9 protein-coding genes and 1 tRNA gene are annotated in these 10,557 nt (G+C 67.9%); 5 read left to right on the forward strand and 5 right to left on the reverse strand.

Features of this window, described 5'->3' with window-relative positions:
• Positions 1-105: 105 nt before the first annotated feature.
• Positions 106-1,941 carry a glycosyltransferase family 39 protein gene (locus tag AC5P6E_RS19535; protein WP_019338746.1) on the reverse strand — a complete coding sequence of 612 codons (1,836 nt, stop codon included), beginning with the start codon at positions 1,939-1,941 and terminating at the stop codon, positions 106-108.
• Positions 1,942-1,983: 42 nt separating this feature from the next.
• Between AC5P6E_RS19535 and AC5P6E_RS19540 the strand changes: the two genes are divergently transcribed.
• From AC5P6E_RS19540 to AC5P6E_RS19555, 4 genes are read left to right on the forward strand one after another with little or no spacing between them, the layout of a single operon-like run.
• A complete protein-coding gene (locus AC5P6E_RS19540) occupies positions 1,984-2,937 on the forward strand; it encodes an AAA family ATPase (protein ID WP_043398214.1) in 954 nt (317 codons plus the stop codon).
• Positions 2,938-2,960: 23 nt separating this feature from the next.
• Positions 2,961-3,884 carry a DUF58 domain-containing protein gene (locus AC5P6E_RS19545; protein ID WP_032952475.1) on the forward strand — a complete coding sequence of 308 codons (924 nt, stop codon included), beginning with the start codon at positions 2,961-2,963 and terminating at the stop codon, positions 3,882-3,884.
• The gene (locus tag AC5P6E_RS19550; protein WP_329834848.1) at positions 3,877-5,826 is read left to right on the forward strand and encodes a transglutaminase TgpA family protein; all 1,950 of its coding nucleotides are present in this window, start codon (positions 3,877-3,879) and stop codon (positions 5,824-5,826) included. Before AC5P6E_RS19545 ends, AC5P6E_RS19550 begins: the two co-directional genes overlap by 8 nt.
• Positions 5,823-6,350 carry a Slp family lipoprotein gene (locus AC5P6E_RS19555; RefSeq protein WP_032127773.1) on the forward strand — a complete coding sequence of 176 codons (528 nt, stop codon included), beginning with the start codon at positions 5,823-5,825 and terminating at the stop codon, positions 6,348-6,350. The genes AC5P6E_RS19550 and AC5P6E_RS19555 overlap by 4 nt, the downstream gene beginning before the upstream one ends.
• 79 nt (positions 6,351-6,429) lie before the next feature.
• On the opposite strand, the gene AC5P6E_RS19560 is transcribed toward AC5P6E_RS19555, so the two are convergent.
• The 4 genes from AC5P6E_RS19560 to dnaX form a co-directional block, all read right to left on the reverse strand.
• The gene (locus tag AC5P6E_RS19560; RefSeq protein ID WP_010483842.1) at positions 6,430-6,789 is read right to left on the reverse strand and encodes a histidine triad nucleotide-binding protein; all 360 of its coding nucleotides are present in this window, start codon (positions 6,787-6,789) and stop codon (positions 6,430-6,432) included.
• A gap of 66 nt (positions 6,790-6,855) precedes the next feature.
• Positions 6,856-7,455, reverse strand: coding sequence for a recombination mediator RecR (gene recR, locus AC5P6E_RS19565; protein ID WP_053442577.1), 600 nt, complete (start codon positions 7,453-7,455; stop codon positions 6,856-6,858).
• 82 nt (positions 7,456-7,537) lie between these two features.
• Entirely contained in the window at positions 7,538-7,858 is a 321-nt protein-coding gene (locus tag AC5P6E_RS19570) for a YbaB/EbfC family nucleoid-associated protein (protein WP_010483846.1), read from the reverse strand.
• A 6-nt stretch (positions 7,859-7,864) separates the two neighbouring features.
• Complete coding sequence (gene dnaX, locus AC5P6E_RS19575; RefSeq protein ID WP_313208317.1) at positions 7,865-9,928, reverse strand: DNA polymerase III subunit gamma/tau; 2,064 nt, start codon at positions 9,926-9,928, stop codon at positions 7,865-7,867.
• A 162-nt stretch (positions 9,929-10,090) separates the two neighbouring features.
• Between dnaX and AC5P6E_RS19580 the strand changes: the two genes are divergently transcribed.
• Positions 10,091-10,183 (forward strand) — tRNA-Ser (locus AC5P6E_RS19580).
• The last annotated feature ends 374 nt before the right edge of the window (positions 10,184-10,557 follow it).

The following is a 10,557-nucleotide window of genomic DNA, read 5'->3' on the forward strand; positions in this document are numbered from 1 at the left end:
TGTAGAGCCGAGCCCATGCTCGGTTGCTTTTTTCGAGGCAGCCTGCATCTGAAGCAGAAGCAGAAGCAGCCGAGCATCGGCTCGGCTCTACAGGACCAGAGGACCTCAACGAACCTCGAACGGCTGCTCCTGCCACGCCTCCACACTGCCATCGCGGCCGTGCAGGCGCAGGCCCAGCCAATGCCGGCCCGGCGCCAGCGTGGCGGTATCCAGCGACGCATCAAAGCCCACCGCCGGATGCTGCGGATCGGTACTGTCCGGCCAGGTGTGGCGCACGTCGAACACACGCCCATAGCGGGCGTCACCGATCGAGCGACCATCGACCAGCACTTCGACGCGCGCCAGGCCGACACCATCCTTGAACGCCCAGCCCTTGATCGCGAGCGTGCCGGATACCTTCTCACCATTGGACGGCGCATCCAGCCACGCCATCGCCGGCGTCACGCACGGCCCTTCTGCGCGCTGCACCGGCAGCCGGAACAGCAGGAAGCGCTGGAACCCGTGATCACTGCTGACCACGCGTGGCGCAGGCATCGGCCCCACCTGATTGCAGATGGCGTGATAGCGCTCCAGCAGTTCGCGATAGCGCTGGTCGCTGGGTGACAGCACCAGCAGCATCGGCACCGTGCGCTCGCCCTCATGCAGCAGGCCCCACTGCGCCAGCTGCGCGGTGCGGCCATGCTTGTCATTGAGCGGATGCGGCAGTACCTCGATGTTGCCATTGCCCAGCTGGAAACCCAGCTCGGCGCCAACCTTGAAGTTGCCGGCCAGCACGCGCGTTCCTTCCGGCATCTGCCGCAGCTCTTCATGGACCGCAACTGCCAGTGGCTGCCAGCCGGCGAAATTGCGCGGATAGTACTTGCTGCCGGCCATCTGCTCGCGCAGTGCCGGCGTGGATGCCATCAGGTAGTAGCCGAAGGCCAGCACCATGCCCGCGCCGGCCAGCCACCAGCCGGTGCGGCGCAGCCAGCGCGGCCAGCCGTTGAGCACCACCGGCACCGCCACCAGCAATGCGAGGTAGCCCGGCAGCGGCCAGTGGAAGCTGATCCGCTCGACGTCAGTGAAGAAGCCGAGCACGAAAATGCCCAGCGTGGATACGCCGCCCACCAGGCCGAAATAGCGCCACTGCACGCGCGCACCGCCACCGCTCCGGGTTCCTGCCAGCGCCACCTTCCACATCGCCATGCACAGGATCGGCGTGACCAGCATCGGCTGGATCACCAGGAACCACAGCCCGCCCCATTCAAACGCCCAGGGATGACGCTCGATCACCTGGAATTTCAGGCCGGCATCGTGGTTGTCCGCATTCCACGCCAGCAGTGGCAGCCATGCCAGCACGCCCACCGCCAATGCCACCCACACGCGCGGATCGGCCAGCATGCGACGTCCCTGCGGCAATGCCAGCAACGCGATGAAACCGACGCCGATGACACCGATGAAACGGTAGTGGCTGAGTGCACCGATCAGCAGGCCCAGCGCCAGCTTCATCGCCGAGGAGGCATCCACGTTGTGCAGCAGGCGCGCACCGGCGTGCAGGCAGATCACTGCCGCCAACGCCATCGGCACGTCCGGTACCGCCAGCAGGCCCAGCGTCGCCGACAACGGCATCAACAGCGTGAGGCTGCCCGCCTGCCAACCGGCCACATTGCCGAACCAGCGCGTGGCCGTGCGCACCACCAGCAGCGGCAGCAGCGCACCGATGGCCAGGAACGGCAGGCGCAGCGCGAGCACGTGATGCCCGCCGATCTCCACGCCCAGGCGGGCCAGCCAGGCGGTCAGCCCGGGCAGATCCGAATAGGCCGCGGCCAGATGCTGGCCTTCCTGCCAATAGAACGCTTCGTCGACGAACAGCGGCAGGCGCGCGGCAACGATCAGCTTGGCCGCTGTGACCAGCGTCCATAACCAGAGAAATATCGTCCGTGCGCGCTGTTCGCCTTGCATTGCTCTATGGATAATCGAGTGGATTCCAGATCTGAGACGATCATGCCAGCTTCGTCCCCCAATCCCAGCATGCTAACCGATCAATTGCGTCAGGCCCTGCGGGAGGCACAGGATCAGGTGAACGCACTGGTACTGGGCAAGGTGCCGGAAGTCAGGCTGGCGTTCGTCGCATTGCTGTCCGGCGGCCACCTGCTGATCGAAGATCTGCCCGGCCTGGGCAAGACCACGCTGGCGCATGCGCTGGCCAGCAGCCTCGGCCTCAGCTTCCAGCGCGTGCAGTTCACCTCCGACCTGTTGCCGGCCGATGTGCTGGGCGTGTCGGTGTATGAAGCCGGCAGCCGCCAGTTCCAGTTCCACCCAGGCCCGGTGTTCACCCACGTACTGCTGGCCGACGAGATCAACCGGGCACCACCACGCACGCAGAGCGCGTTGCTGGAAGCGATGGCCGAACAACAGGTCACCCTGGACGGACAGACGCATCCGCTGCCCGACCCGTTCTTCGTGATCGCCACGCAGAACCCGGTGGACCTGTCCGGCACCTTCCCGCTGCCGGATTCGCAGCTGGATCGTTTCCTGCTGCGGCTGGCGATGGGCTACCCCAGTGCCCAGGCCGAACGCGAACTGCTGCGTGGCAGCGACCGCCGCGACCTGATCGCGCGCGCCGTACCGAAACTGGATGACACCCAGGTGCGCGCGCTGCGCGACGCGGTGAACCAGGTGCATGCCAGCGACGCGCTGATCGACTATGTGCAGGCCCTGCTGACCCGCAGCCGCCAGCACGCCGGCGTGCGCGTCGGCCTGTCACCACGCGCCGGCCTGGCATTGCTGCGTGCGGCCAGGGCACATGCCCTGCTGCTGGGTCGCGGGCATGTCGTGCCCGAGGACGTGCAGACGCTGTTCGTCGCAGTGGCTGGTCACCGGCTGGTGGCGGAAGCCGAATCCAGTTCGGGACCGGCACTGGCGCGCGCGATCCTGCAGACCGTCGCGGTGGATTGAGCGTGGCCACACGCTGGGCACGCATGCAGCTGCTGGCACGGCCACGCAGGCCCGAAGCCTTGCCGAAGCGGCTGGACCGCCATCGCATCTATGTGCTGCCCACCCGCTTCGGCCTGTTCGTTGCCACCCTGCTGGTGGCCATGCTGCTGGGCGCGCTGAACTACAACAACAATCCGGCGCTGCTGCTGGCCCTGCTGCTTGCCGCAGCGGCCATCGCCAGTGCCATTGCCGCGCATCTCCAGTTGTCCGGCGTGCAGATCGATGCGATCTCGGCCGAGCCGGTACCGGCCGGGCAACCGTTGCGCCTGCGCGTAGACCTCTCACTGCGTGATCCGCGTGCGCGGCACGGCCTTCATCTGCAGCTGGGTGACAGCAACGCCTGGACCTCGCTGCCTGCGCACGGCCGTGGCGAAGTGGAACTGGACGTTCCCAGCGAACGCCGTGGCTGGCTGGAACTGCCGCGTATCCGCCTGTCCACCACCCAGCCGCTGGGCCTGGTGCGGGCATGGTCGTGGGTGTGGCCGGAACAGCCGCTGCTGGTCTACCCGCTGGCCGAGGCCGTGGCGCCTGCACTGCCGGAGAGCGGCAGCGATCCGCTGCATACCCGTGCCCATGCCAGCGGCGAGGAGCTGCATCAGCTGCGCCCCTACCGGGCGGGCGATGCGCCGCGCAGCATTTCCTGGAAGCACTCGGCACGCCGCGACAGCCTGCTGGTGCGCGAGTACGAAAAGCCGGTCGGCATCGAAGTGATCCTCGACTGGCGCTCATTGGCGCCGCTGGGCCATGAAGCACGCATCGCTCGATTGGCGCGCTGGGTGGATGTGGCCGAGCGCGAGGGCCGCCGCTACACCCTGCTGCTGCCTGCGCATCCACCGTTCGGGCCCGGCCAGGGCGCCAGCCATCATCACTTGTGCCTGCGCGCGCTGGCGCTGATGCCGCATGACTGAGACCCCGGCCCTGCTCGACCGCAATGCCCGCAACTGGACCCTGGCCAGCGCGGCGCTGGCACTGTTGCCGTTGCTGCTGCAGCTGCCACCACTGCTGGCGGGCGTGATCGCGCTGGCGGCGATCATCACTGCCGCCCTGTCGTGGCGGACAGTGTTGCCGATGCCGGTACGCCTGCTGCTGGTGCTGGCCATGCTCGGCGCCATCGTCTGGCAGATGGGCGTGGTGCGCCCAGGACGCGATACCGGTTGCGCGCTGCTGGCCGCGATGCTGGCGATCAAGTCCAGCGAGCTGCGCAGCCTGCGTGATGCCCGCAGCCTGCTCGGCTTCGCGCTGTTCTCGCCCTTTGCAGCATTCCTGCTCGACCAGGGGCCGCTGACAACAGCGCTGGCCGCGCTGGCCGGGGGCAGCGCACTGATCGCACTGCAACGCCTGGCGCAGGATGAAGGCCATGCTGGCCGCCAGCCACTGCGTGGACAGCTGCGTGGTGTCGGCCGCCTGCTGGCGATCGGCCTGCCGCTGGCACTGGCCTGCTTCTGGCTCTTCCCCCGACTGGCCACGCCACTGTGGGGTATTCCCGAACGCGCCGTGGGTACACCGGGGCTGTCCGACAGCATGGAACCCGGCCAGTGGCTGGACCTGATGGCCGACGACACCCCGGCGCTGCGCGTGCAGTTCTTCGGCGCTCCGCCCGAGCCGGCGCAGCGCTACTGGCGCGGCCCTGTACTGACCGCCTTCGATGGACGGCGCTGGACACGCGACCGTGCCAGCGCGCGGCGACCTGCTGCAGTGGTTGCAGCGGGTACACAGGGCTGGGACTACCAGATCGATTACGAGCCCACCGACCGCCGCCAGCTGGTGGCGCTGGACCTGCCCAGCCGCGCACCTGCGGGCAGCGTGCTGGATGCGGACATGAGCCTGAGCAGCGAACGCCCGCTGGCCTCGCTCAGCCGCTGGCGGTTGCATTCGGCCCCGCCACTGCGCTTCGACAGCACGCTGTCGCCCTATCTGCGCCGCGCGACGTTGCAGCTGCCGGCCGGCTTCAACCCGCGCACCGCCACGCTGGCGCAGCAATGGCGGCAGGACGCTGGCAGCGACGACGAGGCCATCGTGCGCCGCGCGCTGCAGTGGATCACCACCGATTTCTCGTACACGCTGGATACCCCTGCGGCAGGGCGCGACCCGATCGACGAGTTCCTGTTCGGCTACAAGGCCGGCTTCTGTGAACACTTCAGCTCGGCCTTCGTGGTGCTGATGCGCAACGCCGGCGTCCCGGCGCGGGTGGTGACCGGTTTCGCTGGTGGCACCCGCAACCGCATCGGCGACTACTGGGTGGTGCGGCGGATGGATGCCCACGCCTGGGCCGAGGTATGGCTGCCGCAGCGCGGCTGGGTCCGGGTTGACCCGACCGCAGCCGTGGCACCGGAACGCATCCTAGACACCCTGGATGACCGCCTGCAGGCCGGCACGGACACACCACTGCAGCAGCGTTGGCTGCAGCTGGGCCAGATGGGCGACTGGCTGCGCCGCGGTTGGAACGATCTGGTGCTGTCCTTCGACGCGCGCCGCCAGCAGCAGCTGCTCAAGCCGTTCGGGCTGGACGATCTGGGCCCCGGGCAGCTGGTCGCTGGCTTCGTGGTAGCCGCACTGCTGGCGCTGGCGTGGATGGCCTGGCTGCTGGCCCGTGGCGAGCGCGAACGCGAGCCGCTGCTGCGCGCCTGGCACCGGCTCGGACGGCGCTACGCCCGCCTCGGCCTGGCCCGTGAACCGCACGAAACCGCACAGGACTGGGCACAGCGGGTACACCGGCAGCGCCCCGACCCGGCCCTGCTCGCACTCAGCCAGCGTTTCGCCGACGCGCGCTACGCTGGAACTTGCACCGACCTCGCTTCATTATTGCGGGACCTGCGCAGGCATCGCCCGACTTCCGGAGCCTCCCCATGAACACCAAGTTCCTTCTCACCGCTGTGGCCACGCTGGCCCTGTCAGCCTGCGCCACGGCCCCCAAGCCGCTGCAGGGACAGTTCAGCCTGGTCTCCCCTCGCGACTCGGTCGCTACCCAGCAGGTCGGCACGCCGGTCCGTTGGGGCGGTCGCATCATCGAAACCAAGCCCGGCCAGGGCGAGACCTGCTTCCAGATCATCTCGCGCCCGCTCAATGGCAGTGGCCGCCCGAACACCACCTCGTCCGACGCCAGCGACGGCCGCTTCATTGCCTGCCGTGCCGGCTTCTACGACCCGGCGGTGTTCGAAGCCGGTCGTGACGTGACCTTCATCGGCAAGATCGACGGCTACCAGAACACCCGCATCGGCGAGTACGACTACCGCCTGCCGAAGCTGTCGGCCGATGTGATCTACCTGTGGCCGGAACAGCGCCAGGTCGACGTGGTGCCCTACCCCTATGGCCCGTGGGGCCCGAGCCCGTATGGCCCGTACTGGGGCGGCTATGGTCGCTGGGGCTGGTGGTGATCATCACCACACAGGCATGACGGAAAAGGCCGCCCTCGGGCGGCCTTTTTCATCCACGCATGGAGCGGATACCGGGCGCTCAACGTCCCGGGGTACCGAAGTGCCCCAGCGACGCACCGGCCAGCAGGTGCATGTGGATATGGAACACGGTCTGGCCGGCATCCTCGCGGCAGTTCATCACGATGCGGTAGCCGTCCTGTGCGAAGCCTTCGCGGCGCGCGTACTCGGCGGCGGCCAGCGCCAGCTTCCCGATCAGGTGCGCCTGCGACGGCTGCAGGTCATCCAGGGTCGGAATGATCTCGTTCTTCGGAATGAACAGCACGTGCACCGGCGCCTGCGGTGCGATGTCCTTGAAGCCCAGCACCTCGTCATCCTCGTAGACGATGGTGGCCGGGATCTCGCGACGGATGATCTTGCTGAAGAGGGTTTCGTTGCTCATGGTCGGCCTCGGCGGGGATGTCTCCCGCATTGTAGGCCGCTCACGCCCGGCCATGCCGGCCGTTGCTCAATCGCGGAATTCGCTGCGCGTCCCGAACGCGTGCGACAGCGTGCCACGATCGACGTATTCCAGTTCGCCGCCCAGCGGCAGGCCCTGCGCCAGGCGGCTGGGCTGCACCTTGCGTGCACGCGCCAGCTGCGCTAGGTAATGCGCGGTGGCCTCGCCCTCGACAGTGGCGCTGGTGGCGATGATCAGCTCCTGCACCTCGCCTTCGGCCAGCCGTCGCTCCAGCTGCTCCAGGCCCAGCTCGCGCGGGCCGATGCCATCAAGCGGCGATAGGCGGCCCTGCAGCACGAAGTAGACACCGCGGAAGCCGGTGGCGTTTTCGATGGCCAGGCGGTCGGCCGGCGATTCGACCACACACAGCTGGCTGCGCTCGCGGCTGCTGTTGGCACAGGTCGGGCACAGCTCGGTTTCGCTGAAATCGCGGCACTGCGCGCAGTGGCCGATGCGTTCCACCGCCAGCGCCAGGGTTTCGGCCAAGCGCCGGCCACCTTCGCGCTCACGCTCGAGCAGGTGGTAGGCCATGCGCTGCGCAGTCTTCTGGCCGACGCCCGGCAGCACCCGCAACGCGTCGATCAATTGTTCAAGCAGGGGTGCGGACACGGCGACAGGCTTTCATTGCGTCGAGCAGGCTCGACGGCTACAGGGTCCGTGGCACCCGGTTACACGGGTGCCACGCTGAAAATCAGAACGGCAGCTTCATGCCCGGCGGCAGCTGCATGCCAGCGGTGGCCGACCCCATCTTCGACTTCGACTCGGCATCGATCTTGTTCGAGGCATCGTTGAAGGCGGCGGCGATCAGGTCTTCCAGCATCTCCGGGTCGCTGGCCAGCGACGGATCGATGCGCACCTTGCGGCATTCCTTGGCACCGGTCAGGGTCACGCTGACCATGCCGCCACCGGCGCTGCCGGTCACTTCGATCCTGGCGATTTCTTCCTGGGCCTTCTGCAGGTTTTCCTGCATCTTCTGGGCCTGCTGCATCAGTTGGGCGATGTTGCCGCGCATAGTCTCTTACTCGTCAAAAGAACGGATGGAATCGGAAACAACCCGGGCGCCGTGCTGTTGGATCAGCACCTGCACTTCCGGATCGTCCATGAAAACAGCCTCTGCCACCTGCTGCCGCTCACTACGCTGGCGGTCGGCACGCTGATGCAGGGTCTCGGCCGGGACGTGCTCGATTTCCACGGTCTCGACCACGATCTTCGGGGCCTGGCCAAGGGCTTTCTCCAGCATCTCGCCCAGGGCCGCCAGCGCACGCTCCGAGCGCAGGTACTCAAATCCGGGCGAAAGGCCCAATTTCAAGGTCCCGTGCTGGCAACTGATGAAGGCAGCGTTAGCCGCCAGCTGCCGCGACGGGCCGCTCAGGCCACTGTTGGCCACCAGGTCGAGCCAGTCCTCGGCCGTGGCCAGCTCGCTGACGCCTTCCTGCGGCACGGCATCACGTGCCGGGGCCGACTCTGTTGGCGCGATGGCAATGCCTTCAGTGCGGAACGGGCGCTCGGACGGCGCAGGCTCGCCGGGAGCCGCGACGGGAGCCGGCGGTTCATGCCAGGGCGCCACCATGGCGGCGTCCGGCCCAGCCATCTCGGCCGCCAGCGCCTCGTCACGCGCCTCGTCACGCGCCTCGTCACGCGCCTCGGCTTCGTCGGTGGCCCACGGCGGCAGGTCGTCGCCCGCTTCTGCTTCAACAGACGGAGGCGCCACGGCTTCGGCCTTCACCGGCGGCGGTGACACCGGCTCCTCCACCGGAACCGGCTCGGGCTCCGGCGTCGGCTCAGGGTCGGGTTGCGGGACCGGCTCCGGTTCGGGTTCAGGTTCGCGCGGCGCGGCCTGCGCCGGAGCGGCCACCTGCGCCACCACGGCCGGGCTGGCCGAAGCGGCGGCAGCGGCCGGCGTCGCTTCGTGGCTACCGGCACCGGTGCCACCACCGGCAGCGTTACCGCCCGGCGTGCCACCCACCGCACCGTCGACGGCCTTCGGCACCGGCGGTACCGCTGCGGCCGGTCGGAACGCCAGCATGCGAAGCACGGCCATTTCAAATCCCGCGCGCGGGCTCGGCGCCAGCGGCAGGTCACGACGGCCGTTCAAGGCCATCTGGTACCAGAGCTGCACCACTTCCGGGCGCAGGCGTTCGGCGAACACCGTCGCGTCCAGGCCTTCAGCGGCCGCTGCGGCACCCGGTACCAGCTGCTGCACCTGGATGCGATGCAGGCCTTCGGCCAATGCTTCCAGCACGCCACTCCAGTCCGGCGAGAATTCGGCCAGCGCAGCCACCACCTGCAGCAGGCGCGGACCATCGCCCTCGGCCAGCGCATCGAGCATCGCCGCCACCTGGGTGCGGTCGACCGTGCCCAGCATGGTGCGCACCACGTCCTCGCGCAGCGCGCCGCCGGCATAGGCGATCGCCTGATCAAGCAGCGACAGGCCGTCGCGCAGGCTACCGTCAGCGGCCTTGGCCAGCTGTACGATGGCACTGCCGTCGGCCTCGATCTCTTCTGCCGCCAGGATGCGCGTCATCTGGCCCTGGATCTGATCCTCGTCCAGGCGCTTGAGGTTGAATTGCAGGCAGCGGCTCAGCACGGTGACCGGCAGCTTCTGCGGGTCGGTGGTGGCCAGCAGGAACTTCACGTGCTCCGGCGGTTCTTCCAGCGTCTTCAGCAGCGCGTTGAACGCCGCCTTGGACAGCATGTGCACTTCGTCGATCAGGTAGACCTTGTACTTGCCACGCGAGGGCATGTACTGCGCGTTCTCGATCACCTCACGCACGTCATCCACACCGGTGTTGGACGCGGCATCGATTTCCAGCAGGTCGATGTAGCGGCCGGCGTCGATGTCCAGGCAGGCCGCGCACTGGCCGCACGGGTCGGCGCTGGTGCCCTGCTCGCAGTTCAGCGACTTGGCGAAGATGCGCGCGATGGTGGTCTTGCCCACGCCGCGGGTACCGGTGAACAGGAACGCGTGGTGGACCCGGCCGCTGTCCAGCGCGTTGCTGAGCGCACGGACCACGTGTTCCTGGCCCACCAGCTCGGCAAAACGCTTCGGACGCCACTTGCGGGCAAGGACGAGGTAGGACATCAGGCCACCGTTTTCCATCGGATGTTCCATTGTGCCATGCCTGTCCAGCCCCCTCGCCTCCGGCACGTCCTTCGCAGGTTCCTGGCTGGGGTGCTTGTGAAGTGCCGCGCAGCCCGCTAGAATCTGCGCCCCTGCTGAGGCGTTTGCCGATGGCAGGGATCCGGAGAGGTGTCCGAGTGGTTGAAGGAGCACGCCTGGAAAGTGTGTAAGCGTCTAAACCGCGCTTCGGGGGTTCGAATCCCCCTCTCTCCGCCAGATAAATGAAGAAGCCGCCCAGTGGGCGGCTTTTTTATTTGTCTGGCGGAGAGCATCGGGCGAGAGAAGCCCCGCCGGGGTTCGACGGTTCTGCAGGAGCAGAACCGGACCGCCGCAGGCGGGTCCCGGTGCGCAGCGCGCCGGGATCGGGTGCATGGATGCACCCGACAATCCCCCTCTCTCCGCCAGATAACTGAAAAAGGCTGCCTGAAAGGGCAGCCTTTTTCAGTTATCTGGCGCGGGACGCGAAGTGCGCTGCGCGCGCTTCGCCCCAATCGTTGCTGCGCAACGTTTGGGCCCCTCCCTTTGCCTGCCTCTCCCCGCCCCTGCCGGGGCAGCCCCTCAACAGAGGGGCTTGTTCCTCCAGAGACGTC

The sequence above is a fragment of the Stenotrophomonas sp. YJH_SMC_16 genome (assembly GCF_059367875.1).

What these genes read in the sequence shown, in the direction of transcription:
- AC5P6E_RS19545 (WP_032952475.1), top strand. Translation starts at nt 2,961, where the DNA reads ATGCAGCTGCTGGCACGGCCACGCAGGCCCGAAGCCTTGCCGAAGCGG.
- AC5P6E_RS19560 (WP_010483842.1), bottom strand. Translation starts at nt 6,789, where the DNA reads ATGAGCAACGAAACCCTCTTCAGCAAGATCATCCGTCGCGAGATCCCG.
- dnaX (WP_313208317.1), bottom strand. Translation starts at nt 9,928, where the DNA reads ATGTCCTACCTCGTCCTTGCCCGCAAGTGGCGTCCGAAGCGTTTTGCC.
- AC5P6E_RS19555 (WP_032127773.1), top strand. Translation starts at nt 5,823, where the DNA reads ATGAACACCAAGTTCCTTCTCACCGCTGTGGCCACGCTGGCCCTGTCA.
- AC5P6E_RS19535 (WP_019338746.1), bottom strand. Translation starts at nt 1,941, where the DNA reads ATGCAAGGCGAACAGCGCGCACGGACGATATTTCTCTGGTTATGGACG.
- AC5P6E_RS19570 (WP_010483846.1), bottom strand. Translation starts at nt 7,858, where the DNA reads ATGCGCGGCAACATCGCCCAACTGATGCAGCAGGCCCAGAAGATGCAG.
- AC5P6E_RS19550 (WP_329834848.1), top strand. Translation starts at nt 3,877, where the DNA reads ATGACTGAGACCCCGGCCCTGCTCGACCGCAATGCCCGCAACTGGACC.
- AC5P6E_RS19540 (WP_043398214.1), top strand. Translation starts at nt 1,984, where the DNA reads ATGCCAGCTTCGTCCCCCAATCCCAGCATGCTAACCGATCAATTGCGT.